Here is a 19,222-nt window from a genome sequence, read left to right on the forward strand (position 1 = left end):
CTTTGAATACAAACGAAAGACCTACAATTTCCCTATTTTATAAAAATCATAGATCTTTCGTTCTCTCTTCATAGTTTGGGAACAAATTATTTCTTAATAATGTCTTCCTAACATCTCCCTGAATATTCTTATTTCACCAACACTTTTTTCTTTATAACTTGAGTTCCATTTTCCAATGTAACCATATACACTCCATTCGAATCAAAAGTATATACAACTGCACTGCCTTCCGGAATCTTTTTAGTTACCAATTTCCTGCCGGAAATGTCAAATACAGAAAATACAGAATTTGTTTGGGCTGAGGATATAATTGCCTGTTTACCGGCAACATATATATTAGCAGATATTGCTGAAGAACTATTTACCGAAGTAGGCTCTGCATAATATTTAGCAATCACTTTTTCGGCATAGCGTTCCCCTAACAAAACGTTGCTTTCACGGTCAAAATGAGGGTCACTCTCATCTTTCCAAGGAGTCAGACCTTCAGATGATACCCAATCTGCATTCTCAACAAATGTAGAAATTGTCGTTATCATCTGATTAAATGCAGCGACAGAACTCCGCCATGCTCCTAATTGTCCGGCAATAAAGAAAATCTGGCTATTATCCACATCTCCTAAATCCGTTCTGAAATCTGTCACTAATGTATTTAATTTATTTTTATAGCCCTCCGGATCATTTGAATTGCTACACCCTTGATGCCAAATAATACCTTTTATATCTCCCCATTTTTGAGCAGCTTTAGCCCTCTCTAAAGTCCGTTGATACAATTGTTCCGCATTTCCAGTATAATCTTTTTCCCACTGTTCGATAGCAGATGCATTTCTTCCATTAACAATCAAACCTATCGGACAATCAATTTTACCGATTAAACCTTTAGCGAATCCATAAGATGGACTAATACGACTTTGCGTATTAGCTGTTGTAGAATATCTGTTAAACGGATTAGTTGCTTCTTCAAAAACATTATCTGAATTAAACAAATAAGTATTTTCTATTACTCCATCATCTTCCGGAGCAAAATATCCATAACCATTCATATTAGATTGACCTAAACACAGATAAATATCCATTTTCGGCATGATATTGAATACTACTCTATATCGAGAAGTTTCCTGCCCGTCTGTCATCACTTTCAAGACAGTTGTTCTTTCTACTTCATTTCCTGCCAGATTTGTGGCTCTAACAATATTTACTGTCTGATTGCTAGACCCCAAAGTATAGGTAACTTCAGGAATATTCCCTACCTCTTGCGTATATGGTAAATTATAAACATAAGTCATTACTTCCGGGTCAAATGTCGTAATAGCCGCATCATCTACCGATATTCCATTAAGCTTTCCTTCAGGATAAAGAAGTTCTATATCATCCAGATAAATATCCAAATCTTCCAATAAAACATTATCTAAGTCCACATCATTTGAATAATACAAAAATAATTGTAGCCATGAAGCATCAGTATTAGGGTCAATATTGAAAGTCACAGTTCGCCAACTACGAATCCGGTCGGACCATTTTCCTTCATAACGAGGTTCAGCACCATCAGGTTTCAATAATACACACATATCCGGATATTTGGTACTAGGAATATAATACCTCATTCTCAATGCCGTATATCCTTTAGATTTTATCTGGTCTATTCCGCCTACATTGCGAGTCAAATTCAACGCAGACATACCTTTCATATTGACATTCGATACTTTCAACACCTTTTCCGACTCATTCGTTCCTTCCTCTTTTAAGGGATTATCTACTATCTCATAGGTTGTCGTACAGGCATCATTATCTTTAACTAAACGACCGTCGCACCACTGGTCTGTACCATTCCCTTCAAAATTACCAATCATTATGGAAGCCGCATCCGGAGCAGGAGGAATTTCCTCTTGAGTAAAAAACGTTATATCATCTATATAAATTTCTACATCAGAAATAGGAACAGACAAATTCCAACCTACATAATAAGATAACAATTGCACTCGATTACACTTATAACTAAAATTACTTATATCAAAAGTTACAGTATTCCAATCAGTCCAGTCTTTCCCTGCCGTTTTCTCCAATGGATATGTCCAAATCTTACCCGATTGTGCCGCTGTATATTCCAAAAACTGTATTTTTATCTGGTCTAAATAACTTGGTGTATAATTGCCTTTTATATAATATTTAACTGACATTTTTGTATATTTACAAGCCGAACGGTCTTCATTTGCCAAATCAATTTGGTCTTTTTCATCTAACGGAGTTCCTGCATTTCCATAAGCTGTCATATTCAAATAAATAGCCCCAGCATTATTAAAGTCGGTTAATTTCATTACTTTATTTGAATTGTTTCGCTCTGTTTTCAACGGATTATCTACAATCGCAATTTTAGGTGCCTTGCCATCTTCCTGTTCCGTTATACGGTTCTCACACCAGCGGTCTATACCATTACCCTCAAAATCAGCGAAATTCAATTTTGATGTAACAACAATTAAAGGAGGATCTACCTTCTCTGCCTCATGAAACACAATCTCATCTATATAAATATTCACATCCGTTACTGCCGGATTGCCCCAACCTACATGGTAAGTAAAAAATTGTAATCGGTCCGGATTTGACTTTAAATCTGACAAATCGAATGTAATTGTATTCCAATCAGTCCAAGATTGTCCGGATGTTTGTTCTAACGTATAATTCCAAGTTTTTCCTGTCAATGTAACTTTTGCACCTTCCGGTTCTTTCATACTGATATTAGAAATACAAGAATTATAGGTTACATTTCCTTCTGCATAATATTTGATAGAAACTTTATCATATTTGAGCGTACCATTAGAATTAAATATATCTATTATACTTTCTTCTGGTAAATCATGATATCCACCCGAATAATAGGTCCGTAAGTCAAGACATATAGCCCCCGCAGAAACAATATCTGAGATTTTATACACTTTATCCGAACTGTTCCGCTCCGTTTTTAACGGATTATCTACAATCGCAATAACAGAACCGTCACTCGTTATACGGTTCTCACACCACTGGTCTGTTCCTTTATTCTCAAAATCGGCAAATACCAAATTTTGAACTTGCACATGTACTAATAAAGCAAACATGAATAAAGACAAGAAAAGTAAAAAAATTTTCTTCATGGGATAATAGATTTTTAAATGTCTACATACAAGACATAAATTATTAAATTAAATTTCCTATATAACAAAGGACTTAAATAATCAACAAAAGGATATTAAATTTTGTACATAAATTATTTAAGTATGTACACTAATGGGTAAAATAAAGACTTAACCTCTAAAACAAATTCGGGCAGAGCATCCGATAATCAACAACTTATTGGATATTCTGCCCAAATCCGGTATAACGCTTTTTAATCTTCTATATTTATTTTATTATTACTTTCTCTGTCACTATATTTTTACCATTATTTACAGAAACAATATAAATACCTTCAGATGTAAAAGTATAATGTACATTATCACTATCAACAGTAGTCGTCATTACATTTCTACCACTGATATCATAGACAGCCATTGTTGCTCCTTGTCTTAGATTCATAACAGCCAAATCTTTACCATTAACTACGTAATCCAATTTTTCAGCTTTCTCAATTTCAATTGAAGATGGCAGGTCTGCAGAATTCAACAATTCGATATCGTCAATGTATATAGTAACACCATCTGCCACGCCTTCCCACTTCAAATAGGGAGCAAGTACCATACGTCCAGAATTTCCAGGATTTACTTTTAACTTAATGGTAGCTACATTCCAATCTGGCCAAGTTGTTGTCATATCCAAATATTCCGGATTATTCCATGTTGCTGTAAATTTATTATTATCTTCCCGACTTGAATAATCAAACAATGATGCCCTGAAGCCCTTAATACAATCAGGTTCTATATTTTCACCTTCAACATATACCTTCATACGAATCACATCATAAATAATATTTCCATCAACAGCCAATAAGATTTGATTATCTTCTGAAAATAATTCATATGTACTTCCTGTCCATTGACCAGCAAAACCAATACGAGTCTGCCCTCCTCCTTGGATTTCAGTTAAAGACATCACCTTACTTGATGGATTACTTTCATTCTGAAGAGGGTTGTCTACACTCGTGTCAATCAATGTCATACCATCTTCCTTTATTCTGTCAGAAAACATTCTATCGGTACCATCATCTTCAAAATTAGCCACCATCACTGAAGACTGGGAATAAGCTGCCATTGCAGTCATACATGCAAAAAGTAAAAAAATCTTTTTCATAATAATAAAATTTATGGTACTTTACAGTACCGGGTTAATAAAAATCAATTTTTTTCTCTATATCTAATCACTAATCAGAACTTTTCGACTATAAACTTCTCGTTTGTCTCTTATTGCCACTACATACAAACCACCTTTGGGGAAATCATATTTTATTTCATAATCATCCCCTCCCTTAGCCCAAAGTATTTTGCCAAACATATCATAGACAGAAACAACAGTATCGGATTGCAGATTCTTTACTATTAAATTCCGAGCTTTTTGACAAAAAATTATATCATTCTCCTTATTCTCGTCTATAGGTGTAGCATCACAATCTGAATCTAACAATTCTATATCATCAAGATATATTTCCATCCCGGGAAACTGATCATCCCATACACCAATCGATGTATAATAAGTCTGTATTTGTATCCAAGTTGCTTCTGAATTTTTGGGGAAACTAAAAGTTGCTGTTTTCCAATTTTTATCAGTATTCGACCATTGAGCATCAACTACATCTCCTACTCCATCGTCCATCCGTATCCGAACTTTATAATCAGGATAAAAAGAGTTAACTATATAATACTTAAACCGTAGTCTGTCATATTTTCCTATATCAGTAATACGATCTTTTGCATCACCGATATACCTTGTCAGATTCAAACAAATACATCCACGTCTATCAATATTACTCAACTTTAATACTTTGCTCGACTCATTTATCCCAATTTCCTTCACCGGATTATCCACGACTTCCAACTCAGTACTACTGGTTGTATTATCTTTTGTAAAACGAGTAAGGCACCAACCATCGGTCTGTGCAAACGAAAGATGAAAAAATATTCCTATCCATATTAACATAATAAATCGCAATGAAAAAATTGCTCTCATCATAGTTGCAAGAATTATAAGGTCAATTACTAATATTCTTATTTCTCAACTTTGAAACCATCATTCAGATAGTCTGTCAGATAAACATATACCCCCGCCGACCACCCCAGCATTGTCGGCATTTCATACTCATTACGGACATCGGCATTACCTTTACGGATATTATATTTTTCCCATAAATGCCCTGTCGTCTTATAAGTATTGGTTACCATATCTACGTATTTACTGGCAATTCTCTGAGCTTCATTTTTAAATCCATAATTATCAAGCCCTCTGACCGCCAAATACTGTAATGGAGCCCAACCATTAGGATAACTCCACTGATAAAAATATTGATAGTCTCTATTCTCACAGGTGGAAATACCATACTCAAATTCCAATTTTTCCAGTGCTTTTATTAAGTCATTTGCCTCAGACTGATCAATCACTTTTGCATACATCAAACTAAAAATTGCGGCTGATACAATATCGGATTGCCGACCATTTACGTAATCGTAATCATAATAAAGTTTGTCAGAACCATTATAACAATACTTTTTTAACAAAGTTTTCCTATGAGCTGCACGTTCTAACCAAACTTCTGAAGAATCGGTAATGCCCAGTTCACCAGTGAAATAGGCAAAATTCTTCTCATATAAATATAAATTCGAATTCAAATCTATCGGACAAAAATCGAGACAACGCATTTCATATCGAGGATTCATATCCCAACCCGATTCGCACTCAGCCAACAAGTTCCGACCCAATAAATTCAATTGTTCATCCGTTAATCCCTTTTTCCTAAAATCAGTACCCAAACGTTCACTTCCGACATATAAAAAAGAATCTATCGATGCTTGAGTAGCTGAATTATCATAATGATTCAACCCTACCGGACTCATACGTTCTGTCATCCAAAATTTATACTCTTTCTTCAATGTCTCATATGCTTTTTTCAACCACTGTTTATCTTTATTTTCCTGATACACCCTAGCTACCATCATACTCAAATATGGCGGTTGAGAACGGGTTAGATAGAAAATCCGATTACCATTCAACATTTTTCCAAACTTATCGACCATGTACAGCATATTATCCACATTATTTTTTGCATAATCAAGATGTCCGTCAAGAAACATCCCTTCATTGATAAAATAGGTATCCCAATAATACATTTCCTGAAAACNAACCACTGTTTATCTTTATTTTCCTGATACACCCTAGCTACCATCATACTCAAATATGGCGGTTGAGAACGGTTCAGATAGAAAGTCCGATTACCATTCAACATTTTGCCAAACTTATCGACCATGTACAGCATATTATCCACATTATTTTTCGCATAATCAAGATGTCCGTCAAGAATCATCCCTTCATTGATAAAATAGGTATCCCAATAATACATTTCCTGAAAACCCTCATCTATACAAGGTACTGTATACGGATAAGGCAATCCTATCAGCGTACTATCCCCTTCTTGATTGTTCCTTACTGTTTTTTCCCATGAACTACGAATAAATCCCCGTACCTGTTTTACATCACTACTCATCTTCTGAGAACATGAAAATAAAAATACCATAGAATAAATAAGAAGCCATAATCTCACACACATAATACTCCTTCCTTAATTTTACTTATCCAACATATCCATTTACAAAAAAATTAAGACCAAAAGCCATCAAAATAATCTTCATTCATCCAAGGCAAATTCTCATGATGAAAAAAGGGAGCAAGAGCCATCTCAACTTTTTCCATTTCAAGACTGCTCATCGGTTTAAATTCTTTCAATATTCTCAAATTACTTTCAAGAACCTTCATACTATCCATTCCCACTGTAATTCCATGAGGTCCATCCAAAGACAATGCATAACGCACAAGTTCATCTGCATTCAAACCTTTTATTGTATCTAACGGTCTTATCACCTTCATCAGCATAATCCCCATATTTTTACGCTGAGCTACAGGAATTACCTGCTCTTGGCGGTCAGATAAGTTATCCTTTCCTCCTGGCCAATGATTCATTGCAAATAACATCGTATCGAAATTTCCCTTTTCTGCCATATCTGTAAGAGCTTTAGGGTCAGCATGTCCTGAAAATCCAATAAATCGGGTAACCTTTTCTTCTTTCATCCGGTACAAAATATCCAGCAAGCCTCTTTTTTCAAGAATTTTCTTATTATCTTCCAGTGAGTGAACATCATGAACCATCAATATATCAAAATGATCCGTTTCCATTCGTCTCATACTTAACTCGATACTTCTCATCGCCTCATAAGGGTCACGATTCGATATTTTCGTCGATAAAAAAATACGCTTTCTATTTTCTTTTACTACATTTCCTATACGACTCTCACTAATAATTTTCCCATCAGCATTGGAATAAACACTGGCTGTGTCCCAATAATACAACCCGTTATCCAAAGCTTTTCTCAATATATTATCGGCCTCTTCCTCACTCTTTATTGTACAAAAACGACTTCCTAAACCAAAAGCCATACGAGGAATAGTAACACCGGTTTTACCTAATACAACAGTGGGCAAACCTTTTGCATCATAAATACATTCATTCTCATTTGATATCGCTTTTACACTGTCTGAAGTTCCTGTTTTTTTTGCCAATGCCTCTTCAGGTGATAATATCAAACCTGACGCCATAACGGCAGAAGCTCTCAAAAAATCTCTCCTCGATATTTTTTTCATAAATCTCTTTTCTTCTAATTTCTAACGACCGAAAAATATCTTTTAAAATATAGATATATATGGTTCTGTAAACTCAACCTTTGTTCCATCCTGATTCCAAATATTCAACAACCAACGTTTACCCATACCCATTCCCGGAGGAGGCAAAGCCTCTGTTTTTTTTCTGGTACGTAAAATTGAATATGTCTCCTGCATATCCATCGTAATAAAACACGGATGATTAAAATTCACATCCGGTGACGGATAATGTTCTATCATTTCTGCACTTTCTGGGATTCTGAAATAAAGTAATTTAGGTTCTACATTTCTATCTTCCGGTATTCGAAGGATAAGCTGAAATCCTAAGATTTGGGTGTAAAATTCAGGATTTTCCGACATCTGCATACAATATAAACCGGCATGATGTATACGAGTTGCTATTCGTTCCGAAGATAAAAATCGTCCCATACTTCTCATATGTTTCGACTCCGGCATATACTGAATAAACTCTATCGGGATTCCGGAAGGGTCATGTGTCAGTAACACTTTATTTCCAGCGCCATCTATATACACATTTCTATCTAATACTACTCCCTTTGAAAGAAGATATTCTTGCATCTTCTGGGCATCCTCCGTCTCAAAAGATATAGAAACAAGCCTCTTTTTAAGAGGAGCATCCTTGTCTTCTACAAATTCCAAAAACTGCCGATTATTTATTTTATATGAATCAATCGTACCTTCCTTTCCAGAATATGAAAAAGCTTTCGAAAATCCCAGGAATTCTCCATAATAACTTTGGGCTAAATTGAAATCACTGACACGATATGTCATTTTAGCTATCCCGTATAAAGCCGGACGTTCTACACCCTGGGCATGACTCGCCACCAAAAAGAAAAACAGAAATAATAATGTTATTATTTTTCTCATCTTACATTAAATAAAAGTTACTGATTTTTAGGCACCCACAACTTCAAATCATCCCAATAAATCTGCAGAGTTTTACCTTTTGACTTCATAAAACTGACTAATTCTTTCGAAGTATATAACTTTATCGGATTATAAGCAGTAATACCGTCCGGGTTAGTATCGCTGGTATTATGTGTAAAATTATGAACATCACATATTACTTGTTTTTCTTCTCCATCAGGAGTTATAGCTAAATAAAAACGCCCATTGTCAGCATTCCCTTCTTTTATATAATATTCAAGTGTAAACCACTTGCAAACAGGAACTTTTACTGTCGGATTGGTAGCATTCCAAACTTCTTTAAATCCTGCATTCTCAGAACCTAAAGTAATGAACAAATGCTCAACAGTCCCAGCATCTTTTCCAATGCCCATAGACATACGAAATCCATGCTCCTCTCCGGCACTCCACCATTCATTATTCCAAAACTCGGCAATAGTCAGCCAACCCAAGGCTTTAGGATATTCCTTTACAGTATTGAAATCTTCCGGCAGATATACCCTCACAGATTGATAAAGCTCTTTAAACCCTCCTTTAATACCATGGAATTCTAATTGAACTCGGGCTTTTTCTTGATTCTCTGATGCTAACCAATAATCATTTAGCCAGAAATGGAGGATTTTATTTTTAGGATTAGTAGGGTCATCAACAATTCTTGCATATCGTTTCGATGCATCCCCTCCTGTATAATTAAAATAAACAATACTCATTATGTCCCGCTTTAACGCATCCCAATCACTTTTCGGAAGATTAGGATCGGAACCCACAATATCATCATCTACCCCTCGAGAAACAATTTTAGTATTACCCTCAAATCCAGATTGAAAAATCAGTTCCATATCTGAGGGCAATGCCTCAACTTCTTTTTGATGCTCAAAATCAGCTATTAATAAAGAAGATCTCTGAGCCATCAAATTACAGCCTCCTAGAAACATAGAAAAAATCAAACACGTTCTATACCAATTATTCCTTTTTATCATAAGGCTCTTTTTACTTTTTAGTATTATTTATTTTCCAAAGCTTAAAATCATCCCAGAAAATTTCTAAAGTTTTCCCTCTCAAATTAACATATTGCATCAATTCTTTCGATGTATACATTTTCATTGGATTATATGCATTCAGACCATTAGGCGAAGGATCTGTTGTACAATGCGTAAAATCATGTATATCAAATACAACTTGCTCCGACTCCCCGTCCGGAGTTATTGTCATGTAAAAATGTCCAGTTTCTTTATTTCCTTCTTTATACAAATAATACATAGTAAACCATTTTCCAAACGGTATCTTTACTTTCTTATCAGTAGCTGTCCACACACCTTTAAACCCATCATCTTCTGCTCCTAAAGTGAAATAATAATCATTACTCGGAGCTGCATCTCTACCAATTCCTAACGAAACCCGAAATCCATAATCTTCTACCCAAGCTGCATTATTCCAGAATTCAGAGATAGTAAACCATGTAATACTTTTTGAATAACCTTTTAATATCGAACGAAAATCTTCAGGAATATATATTCTTACCGATTGAGCAAACTCCTTATACCCGTCTTTTATATCATAGAGTTCCAATTGTACCCGAGCTTTTTCCTGACCGTCAGATGTCGCCCAATAATTGTTCATCCAATATTTTAAGACTTTATTATCGGGATTGATAGGATCCTGAACAATCTCAGCCCCTCTTATTGCCTTACTGCCTCCGGCATAATTAATATACATAGTACGTATCTCATTATTATTCAAATCATTCCAATTGCTGTATTCTAAATTGGGGTCAAAACCTATGATATTATCATTCGTTGACTCTCCATATTGAATTATACGAGTATTCCCTTCAAAACCAGATTGAAAAACCAAAACCGTATCGCTTGAAGATTCCGTATTATTTCCACCATTATTTTCCGTCCCTCCAGAAATATGACCAGGTTCATCTCCCCCTGAAGAACATGATACTACTCCAAATCCAGCTATAACAATACTAAAAACTATATATAATATCTTACTCATGAGTTTTTACTCTCCTTTCTTACAAAGTACCATTATCTTCAATTAAAATAACTAAGATATTCTCTCGTTTGATTTATTCCATCAACCATTCTATTTCTAAAAATCAGTTCCTGAGAAACATGATAAACGGTTCCATTTTCAGTATATTTATAATTCAAAACAAAATCCCGAGTTTTCTTATTATATACATTCTCCCCATCAGCAACTACTTCAGGAAAACCTGATACAGTTCCAATAGTAACCGTATTATCTTTTTCATTTAAAGTCAAATCGAACTTTAATCCATTCATAAAAGAACTAACAGCCGGAGTTACACTCACGGTAAAAGGAGCCTTAGTTTCCAACCTGAATGTACTATTATCAGATTCATTTGGATAAGACTCAGTTATAGTTTCTTCTTCTACAATGGTACCTGCCACTTCTTTTTTTACTGTGGAACGATAAAGATAATAACCATCAATTGTAGACATATATTTTACAAAAACCTGTATAAAACTTAGCTCCTCATTTACCGATTCCAAAGATGTCCCGACAATTTTTACCGGAATAGCATATTCTCCAGTCAACGACTTTGCATCGGAAAGAAAATTTATGGAGTCTATCCGAACTGTAAAATAGCCTAAGAAATCTCCAGCGGGTATTGTCGCCTGAATAGTACCGGACAATTCCGACGAATTATAATATGTATCAGGCAACAATGTCTTTCCTTCTGACAAAGCTGCATTTTTGTTGATAATCATATCGACCGTCTCATTCCTCGTATTTTCAATAACACCAGACATCGCAGCACCAATCCGAAACTGCATACCTTCACCTACGATTACAGATCGAGTATATTCAGTTTTCGAGGCAAAATAAGCCATTGTCTCTAACTTCGGATTTAAATAATCATCATCATATTTACATCCGAAAAAAAACGAGATCATGGCTATTGCTATAAAGATTTTTTTCATATTCCTGATTTTAAATTTATAAACTAACATCTTAAATCTTACACACCTTTCTCTTACTCCCAACCGGCATTATTTACTAAATTATTCGTTTTTATCATTTCACTATACGGTATTGGCATATAGGGAGACTTATACTGTCTCAATTCCAACGGATTATCCGAATATATGCCATATACCGGTTCATTAATAGATTGCATGTCAGATATGCCCTCACTCCAACGTCTCAAATCCCAAAAGCGATGCCCTTCAAAACAGAGATCCAATCTACGTTCATTTTTAAGTAAATTCCAAAATGCATCAAACGACGTTACTAATGGTAAGTAGGTGTCTTTGCCTGCTCCTAAAGCTCTATTTCTTATCATCTGTAAAGCCTCTCTCGCCGAATATTTATATGTCTTATCATCAGGATTACCTGTCGCCATAAGAGCAGCTTCAGCAAAATTCAAATACAATTCAGGACGTCCTAATAGTATAGTAACAAAACTTGTAGTAACTACTTTCCCCGCTTCTATACGCACATTTTTATCCAATAATTTTTGTAAATAATATCCCGAACGGGTTGCATTTACATCAGTACCATAACCATCTAATCCTCCAACTTCTGTATCTATAGAAATTCCGGCAAAAGATTCCCCTGAACGAAGAATGAATAAATCGAGACGAGGATCCCTATTCTTGAACGGATTATTCGGATCATATGGTTTTGTCTCGGACGATGCTGTACGGGGATAACCATCGCTCATTGGAAACGCATCTACTAAATTTTGAGATGGATTTATGTATCCACCTCCTGAACCGGCCCTTGGAGGAAAATTTTCCTTTTCATAAGTGGTCACTTCCTTTTGGACCGGTCCTCTGAAGAATATATCCGGATTAGTATAGTCTCCATCATTCAACCTGCTTTTATTAATATAAGCTGCAAAAGACCGCAAATTATCAAAACCGATGGCATCTATCGCCTTCATACCTGCCTCTGCGGCTCTCCTCCACTTTTCTGTATCGTTATCAGGATTATAAGCCGAACTGGCTGCATAAAGATATGTTCTTGTTTTCAATGCTAAAGCCGCAATTCCCGAAGCATGTCCTGATTCGGTCACCAATCCATCCGCCAAAGTTCCATTTGTTTTCGAATAAATCAATGGAAGATATTTATAGGCACTATCACAGTCAGCCGCGATACGTTTTGCACATTCTTCGTATGTATTACGAGGCTGATCTAAATTCATCTCCGTATTTAAATACTTAGTAGAAATAGGGAAACCATATGCTTTACCATCAGCAGCAATACCCCCGTATTTCTGTAATAAATCAAATTGGAACCATGCCCTCATAAAATAAGCTTCTCCTAATGTAAAATAAAAATATTGCATATTTACATCAGGATCCAAGTCAAATCTCACAGGCGTAGGGATTGTTTGCGTCGGGTCCAGAACCATTCTCTCTATATACCAGTTTATATTATTTATAGCCTGATAATTATTTGTCCATGTATCTCCAAAGGGATTATTCATTGCCGTCAACCCTCCTCTAGCTCCTCGAGAAGATGCTGTGCTTTCATTATTTGTAACCGCATTATCAGTCGCAGCCTCATAAGTAAAATCTATACGTTTCGGCAAAGACTCATAAGTCACATATAATACTCCCATAAAATCATTCTTCGCCCGTTCTATAACTTCTTCACTTTTATAGTTATCCATATTCGGTTCCAAAAAATCGGAACAACTATCAAACATAAAGGCTAAAAGAATGATAGATAAATATTTGAATGTTCTCATAATCAAGTTCTATTTTAGAATGTTACTGATACTCCCAATGCATAAGTGCTAAACAATGGGAATTGTGTTAATCCGGCATCAAAAGACTCTGGATCTAAACCTTTTATTTTCGAAAATGTCAATAAATCCGTTCCATAAAGAGTAAATTTCATTTCCTTCATTCGCATCTTATCAATGGCTTTCTTTGGCAAAGAATAAGATAAAGCAACATTTTGCAATTTCAAATAACGTCCATTAGCTATCCAATAATCCGAAGTCTGAAAATCATTCGTTCCTTCACCTGTTGTCAACAGAGGATGAGGATTACCATTCGGAAGTCCATCATTTAATACATTAGAATATTTACGAGTAGAATGTATCTGATAATATGTATTATTTAATAAGCAATCATGTTTTCCATATCCTAAGAACATAACATAAAGATTGAAACCTTTATATCCGAAATTAAAATCAAAACCATACATCAATCTCGGAGCCGAATTTCCAATTACTTCAGTATCATATTTATCTATAACCCCATCATGATTCAAATCTTGGTATTTAATATTTCCTGCTTTCAATGTCAAAGGATTCAAATCGGCCAACATCGGTAAATTACTAGTCCCTGCTTGTATCTCATCAATTTCGGCTTGCGTATAATAGCCATTCGAACGATATCCCCAAATAGCATCTGTCGGTGTACCTACTGTTGTATAATTCGGGTCATTTAACTCATCTACTACAATTTTATTCGTTTTACTATAAGTCGCATGTGCACCTATTCTAAAACTAAAATCCTTAATCTTACGACCATATGCCAACTCGACTTCCATACCTTTCATACCACTCTCCTCAAAGTTGTCATAAGGTAAAAATAAAGTTCCACCAATGATGGAAGGGACTGTATTAACCTTTTTACTTAATAGTCCAGTTTGCTTATAATCAAAATAAGAAAATTTAGCATATATACTTTTCAAAAAATTCATCTCTAAACTGATATCGATTTCCTGCTGTTTCGGCCAATTCAACGCATAATTTTCTACTTGTGTCAGCTGAGATGTTGCTCCGTAAGATGATGAATTAAAATAATAGCGTCCGCCCGAACCCCAAGAGCGTCTCCACAGATTCGGAGAAATATTACCATCACCCATAATACCCCAAGAAGCATTTACTTTAAAAAAATCAACTGCATCTATATCTTTCATAAAAGATTCGTTCGAAACCAACCATCCTGCACCAACTGCCGGATAAAACTTAAAACGATGATCCGGTGCATAACTTTGAGAACCCACATAATTAATAACACCTTCGACTGTGTATCTTTCTCTGAATGTATAATTGGCTCGTAACCCTAAATTTAATCGTTTATAATCATACTGATCTCCAGCCGTACTAGCTTTAGAAATATAATAAACTAAATCAGCCTTAAATGCATGATTCTTATTAAAAACACGATCATATGAAACCGTGGTCATAAATGTCCATCGATTCAGATAATCATCTCCAGCAAAAGATTGCTCCGTTGCAGGCTGAGAAGTTTGTATTTCATTAAATGTCAATGGATTGCCATTTTCGTCAAATGAAGCAATACTGTAAATAGCTGGACGATGAATTTTCGATAACTTTTGCATATGATATACATCGAAAGAATATACCGGTTTTACAGACAGGCCTTTTACAAAACGGTCTAATTTAAAAGTCAAAGCCATATCCCCCTGAACACGAATCTGTGATTCCCTATAATATCCAGTCAAAGCCTGTGCGGCATATGGATTATCTAACCAGCTCGAAGTACCCCCAACACTATCTTTTCCGACGAAAATGGGATAAGCATTCGGATAACGAGATGATAATGTAGAAAAATTAAAACCTCCAGGGTTTACTCTATCTCCTATATAACCAGCAAAATTGGCATGTAATAAAATTGCCTTTGAGAATTGCGTATCTAAATTTCCTTGCAAATTAAATGCGTTCATTTTGGTCTTTTTATCCCCATACTTTTCAAGGCCACCTTCATTCTGATATGCACCATGCACATAATAACGAGTCTTTTCATTACCGCCATAATATTCGGCATTGACCCTCGTCACATTCATAAAATTATTCAAAAACTCATCATAATAATCTACATCAGGATATTGGTAGGGCCTATTCCCATTTTTATAACCTTCTAAAGCTGCATCGTCATATCTCCCAGTCGTAATTCCGTCATTACTAAGTGCCTCATTATATTTAGTCGCAAAATCATAAGCATTGAGATAACCCGGCAAACGAGTCGGACGTTTCATCCCCTGCTGTATATTCAAACGAAACTCCTTTCCTGTATTTTTACCTCGTTTTGTTGTTACCATTATAATACCGTTACACATCCGTCCTCCATAAAGAGCCTTAGATACTGGATCTTTTAAAACAGTAACCTCCTCAATCTGCTCGATATCGTATTGAGTCAAAGTTCTATCTACTCCATCAACTAAAACTATATATCCTCCCAAACTACCCCGAACAGCTATATTAAAATCATCTATTCCCGGAGTCCCCTGATTTTGCCGAATAAAAACACCTGGTAGCTTGCCTGCCAAAGCTTCATTTATCATCAACGCCGGATAAGTTTCCAAATCACTCCCCTTAATGGTACTCATGTTTCCGACAAAACGACCATACTCCTGTTGACCAAAAAGTACATTGACCTCTTTTTTAGCTTTATCTACAGAATCGGCAGGAAGAGACAATTGTGCATTTACTGCAACTGATGAAAAGGCCATTGTAAAAAATAAATATTTTATATTGAACTTCATATAGAATCAAATTTAAAGTTGTGAAATCAATTACCATCCAGGATTCTGCTCAAAATTAGGACCTAAAGACGTATCGGTTGTCTTGATTTTAAACAGATAATGATGCTGTAACCATTTTAAATTATATGTATATCCTAACGGAGTTACTGTATATGTATATTGGTCTGGACCTGTCTGTTCAATATACATGCCATATGTAGTCTGTACATCAGCATCAAGCATTAAATTCCAACGACGCAAATCATAAAAACGCTTTTCTTCAAAAGCGGTCTCCACCCGATATTCATTTCTAATTTTCTTTTCAAATTCTTCAACAGATCCTGGGCGCAACCATTCTGAAGGGCTTGCATTATCATAAGAAGGCATTTGAGCCCGTGCACGAACCTTATTTATCGCATCTACAGCTGTCATTGAAAATCCTTGAATCTGAGATGGAACTCCAGTCGGTCCCCAAGCCCGATTAGCTGACTCTGCATAATATAAATAGACATCAGCCAAACGGATATAGTTCCACATAACCATTGTCTTGCCTTTTTTGGCGTACGCATCAGAATACAATTTCCAATTATAATATCCTGTCATAGTATACCCTTCTTTGGCATTCCCATCTTGTAAAACCAATTCCTTTGCCACAGAACCATTATATGATTTATTCCAAATCTGAACAGTACGACCTTTTGCCGTCACTTGAGGAGTCGAGGCTCCATTATACAATATAGTTTGATAAAAACGAGGGTCTCTTCCTGTATGATTTACACCGTCACCTGTATAAGGATGATGTTTATACTCATCTGTATTCGGATTTATAGGTTCTCCATTATTCCAAGTAAAGCATTGAGCTAAATTTTCAGTAACCGATTCCGCGCCATAAGCACTAGCACCAAACTCTGTCGAAGGAATGCCACAGTAATGAGGAGCATTACTTCCGCCCGGTCCTGTAGTATTCTTAAATAATCTTCCAAAAATTATCTCCTTTAGAGTCTCTTCGTTACAATCAACAAATAATTTTTTGAAATTTTCTAAATCTATCAATTGATAATAGCCCGACTCCTCTGCCATTTTTATCGCCTCTCCTGCCGCAATAGCAGCATCTTCCCACAATTGCTGATCATTATTTTTATTAGCAAACGGACTGGCCGCCCATAATAGAGCTTTTGCCTTATACGCCTTAGCAGCCATTCTAGAAGGTAGCCCCCATTCCGTTTCATCTATAATCAAAGGCAAGTAAGTAGAAGATGTCTCAAAATCTGCAGCTATCTTTTTCGCCGTTTCAATATAGGACTCCCTAGGGAGATCCATATTTTGTTCCGGATCTAATGGCTCTGTAATATAAGGCATCCCGCCCCACCCCTGCAACAACATAAAATAAAAATGTCCTCGTAGAAAATAAGCCATTCCTAAAATTTTATTTCGTTGCTCTTCTGTAGCATTTTGTAATCTATCGATATTAGAGATAGACACATTTGCAACACGAATAGCTTTCCAAATAGTTTCAAAACGAATATCTGAACCTTCACTCCAATATATACTACGGTCGCTCCAAAAGTCTCCATTTCGATACCGGTTAATCGCTACCCAAGAATATTTTGGATTATAGATACAATTATCTGTAATCCGTTCCCGAAGTCCATAACAAGATTTCCCGTGTGTTCCATAATAACTAGTACTAGCATATGCTCCTTCAATATCATTATCATCAAAATACCGAAACGGGGTCATCAATTGATTGATAAACTCCTGACTTTTAGTATAATCTGTAAAGACCTCTTCATCATCATAAGCTACTGAATCTGGGGTCCTATCCAAAAAATCAACACAAGAACTAAGCCCAACAGTAAGAATAAAGAAGGATATAGTACATTTTATTAATTTTCTCATTGGTTGCACAATTTTTAATGATTAAAAATTAATTTGTAAAGAAAGCGTATATCTACGTGGTATAGGATAGTAGGTAAGACTAAAACTATCCGGTTCATTCTCAGGATCTCCTAAAATATATCCTGGTGCCCATGTCAATAAATTATACCCCGTCAAAGCAATTCTTGCAGAAGAAAGACCTATTTTTTTCATATAATTTCCCTTCAATGAATATGCAAGTTCTAATGACTTCAATCTCAAATATTTACCACTCACTAATGCTTTACTCGTTGCTACATCATAAGTGGTCCATCCACCCCAAGTAGCATACTCGGCATCTCGATTATCAGGAGTCCACATATCATCTCGGCCTTTTACTTTTACATACATCTCTCCCGGATCTTTAAAAAACATAGGATTATTGATTCCATTTCCCCAATTACGCGAAATAGATGCAGCTCCTTGCACAAGAAAATTAAATTCAAAACCTTTGTATTCTAATCCGCCAGAAATACCATAGGTTATATTCGGACGAGAAGTTTTTCCTACCGGTATATAGTCATTTGAATCGATTTTTCCATCACCATTAAAATCCAATAATTTATCTGATCCAACTACCATCAAACCGCTCTGAGACAAATTATAATTATACATCTCATCCATATTCTGGTAATAACCTATATTTTTTGCAGCTGTTATAGTCCCTATAGGTTTTCCCGCCAGTTTTTGATAATCTGGGAGTAACAATGGATCATCTTGATTAGTAATTCTATTTTCATTGTAATTATAATTACCCTTAATCCAATAATTTAATTTTTTACGGATAGTACCATAGTATGATAACTCAAACTCAAATCCATGTCGCTTTACGGCTCCAATATTCATATCTGCCATATCTTGCCCAAACCATGACGCAACAGCTCTACGACTCATCAAAATACCATCTCTATCTTCCGCAAAAAACTCACCACTCAATGTCAAAGTATTATCGAAAAAGCCTAAATCAACACCTAAATTATGTTTCTTGGCTCGTTCCCATTGAGCTCGTTCATTTGGGACCTTTCCCTCTATAATAGAATTTGTAGGTCGGCTTGATGTAGGTCCC

Annotated in this window: 14 protein-coding genes; all 14 read right to left on the bottom strand. The window is 35.6% G+C overall.

What is annotated here, in order from left to right; all coding sequences use genetic code 11:
* Nucleotides 1-128: 128 nt before the first annotated feature.
* Nucleotides 129-3,125 (bottom strand): sialate O-acetylesterase, encoded by a 2,997-nt coding sequence (locus BN2628_RS09615; RefSeq protein WP_082430156.1) that lies wholly within the window; start codon nt 3,123-3,125, stop codon nt 129-131.
* 247 nt (nt 3,126-3,372) lie between these two features.
* Nucleotides 3,373-4,257 carry a T9SS type A sorting domain-containing protein gene (locus BN2628_RS09620; protein ID WP_055096991.1) on the bottom strand — a complete coding sequence of 295 codons (885 nt, stop codon included), beginning with the start codon at nt 4,255-4,257 and terminating at the stop codon, nt 3,373-3,375.
* Nucleotides 4,258-4,320: 63 nt separating this feature from the next.
* On the bottom strand, nt 4,321-5,133 hold the full coding sequence (locus tag BN2628_RS09625) for a hypothetical protein (RefSeq protein WP_154668443.1): 813 nt from the start codon (nt 5,131-5,133) through the stop codon (nt 4,321-4,323).
* A gap of 35 nt (nt 5,134-5,168) precedes the next feature.
* On the bottom strand, nt 5,169-6,191 hold the full coding sequence (locus tag BN2628_RS09630; RefSeq protein WP_055096995.1) for a trehalase family glycosidase: 1,023 nt from the start codon (nt 6,189-6,191) through the stop codon (nt 5,169-5,171).
* Nucleotides 6,164-6,721 carry an alpha,alpha-trehalase gene (locus BN2628_RS09635; RefSeq protein WP_257606448.1) on the bottom strand — a complete coding sequence of 186 codons (558 nt, stop codon included), beginning with the start codon at nt 6,719-6,721 and terminating at the stop codon, nt 6,164-6,166. Before BN2628_RS09635 ends, BN2628_RS09630 begins: the two co-directional genes overlap by 28 nt.
* Before the next feature lie 50 nt (nt 6,722-6,771).
* Nucleotides 6,772-7,809 (bottom strand): aldo/keto reductase, encoded by a 1,038-nt coding sequence (locus BN2628_RS09640; RefSeq protein WP_055097000.1) that lies wholly within the window; start codon nt 7,807-7,809, stop codon nt 6,772-6,774.
* A gap of 42 nt (nt 7,810-7,851) precedes the next feature.
* Nucleotides 7,852-8,715, bottom strand: coding sequence for a VOC family protein (locus tag BN2628_RS09645; protein WP_055097003.1), 864 nt, complete (start codon nt 8,713-8,715; stop codon nt 7,852-7,854).
* Nucleotides 8,716-8,732: 17 nt separating this feature from the next.
* Entirely contained in the window at nt 8,733-9,734 is a 1,002-nt protein-coding gene (locus BN2628_RS09650) for a hypothetical protein (protein WP_154668444.1), read from the bottom strand.
* A gap of 10 nt (nt 9,735-9,744) precedes the next feature.
* Complete coding sequence (locus tag BN2628_RS09655; RefSeq protein ID WP_055097007.1) at nt 9,745-10,758, bottom strand: hypothetical protein; 1,014 nt, start codon at nt 10,756-10,758, stop codon at nt 9,745-9,747.
* A gap of 38 nt (nt 10,759-10,796) precedes the next feature.
* Complete coding sequence (locus BN2628_RS09660; protein ID WP_055097010.1) at nt 10,797-11,711, bottom strand: DUF1735 domain-containing protein; 915 nt, start codon at nt 11,709-11,711, stop codon at nt 10,797-10,799.
* A 53-nt stretch (nt 11,712-11,764) separates the two neighbouring features.
* A complete protein-coding gene (locus BN2628_RS09665) occupies nt 11,765-13,486 on the bottom strand; it encodes a RagB/SusD family nutrient uptake outer membrane protein (protein ID WP_082430158.1) in 1,722 nt (573 codons plus the stop codon).
* Nucleotides 13,487-13,500: 14 nt separating this feature from the next.
* Nucleotides 13,501-16,260 carry a SusC/RagA family TonB-linked outer membrane protein gene (locus BN2628_RS09670; protein WP_021930597.1) on the bottom strand — a complete coding sequence of 920 codons (2,760 nt, stop codon included), beginning with the start codon at nt 16,258-16,260 and terminating at the stop codon, nt 13,501-13,503.
* 30 nt (nt 16,261-16,290) lie between these two features.
* Nucleotides 16,291-18,138, bottom strand: coding sequence for a RagB/SusD family nutrient uptake outer membrane protein (locus BN2628_RS09675; protein ID WP_044225874.1), 1,848 nt, complete (start codon nt 18,136-18,138; stop codon nt 16,291-16,293).
* Between the two features lie 21 nt (nt 18,139-18,159).
* On the bottom strand, nt 18,160-19,222 hold a 1,063-nt coding region (locus tag BN2628_RS09680), incomplete at its 5' end, for a TonB-dependent receptor domain-containing protein (protein WP_411267743.1).

This window comes from Gabonia massiliensis (assembly GCF_001403595.1).
Taxonomy (GTDB): Bacteria; Bacteroidota; Bacteroidia; order Bacteroidales; family Coprobacteraceae; genus Coprobacter; species Coprobacter secundus.

What these genes read in the sequence shown, in the direction of transcription:
- BN2628_RS09620 (WP_055096991.1), bottom strand. Translation starts at nt 4,257, where the DNA reads ATGAAAAAGATTTTTTTACTTTTTGCATGTATGACTGCAATGGCAGCT.
- BN2628_RS09660 (WP_055097010.1), bottom strand. Translation starts at nt 11,711, where the DNA reads ATGAAAAAAATCTTTATAGCAATAGCCATGATCTCGTTTTTTTTCGGA.
- BN2628_RS09615 (WP_082430156.1), bottom strand. Translation starts at nt 3,125, where the DNA reads ATGAAGAAAATTTTTTTACTTTTCTTGTCTTTATTCATGTTTGCTTTA.
- BN2628_RS09665 (WP_082430158.1), bottom strand. Translation starts at nt 13,486, where the DNA reads ATGAGAACATTCAAATATTTATCTATCATTCTTTTAGCCTTTATGTTT.
- BN2628_RS09630 (WP_055096995.1), bottom strand. Translation starts at nt 6,191, where the DNA reads ATGGTCGATAAGTTTGGAAAAATGTTGAATGGTAATCGGATTTTCTAT.
- BN2628_RS09640 (WP_055097000.1), bottom strand. Translation starts at nt 7,809, where the DNA reads ATGAAAAAAATATCGAGGAGAGATTTTTTGAGAGCTTCTGCCGTTATG.
- BN2628_RS09675 (WP_044225874.1), bottom strand. Translation starts at nt 18,138, where the DNA reads ATGAGAAAATTAATAAAATGTACTATATCCTTCTTTATTCTTACTGTT.
- BN2628_RS09625 (WP_154668443.1), bottom strand. Translation starts at nt 5,133, where the DNA reads ATGATGAGAGCAATTTTTTCATTGCGATTTATTATGTTAATATGGATA.
- BN2628_RS09650 (WP_154668444.1), bottom strand. Translation starts at nt 9,734, where the DNA reads ATGATAAAAAGGAATAATTGGTATAGAACGTGTTTGATTTTTTCTATG.
- BN2628_RS09655 (WP_055097007.1), bottom strand. Translation starts at nt 10,758, where the DNA reads ATGAGTAAGATATTATATATAGTTTTTAGTATTGTTATAGCTGGATTT.
- BN2628_RS09645 (WP_055097003.1), bottom strand. Translation starts at nt 8,715, where the DNA reads ATGAGAAAAATAATAACATTATTATTTCTGTTTTTCTTTTTGGTGGCG.
- BN2628_RS09670 (WP_021930597.1), bottom strand. Translation starts at nt 16,260, where the DNA reads ATGAAGTTCAATATAAAATATTTATTTTTTACAATGGCCTTTTCATCA.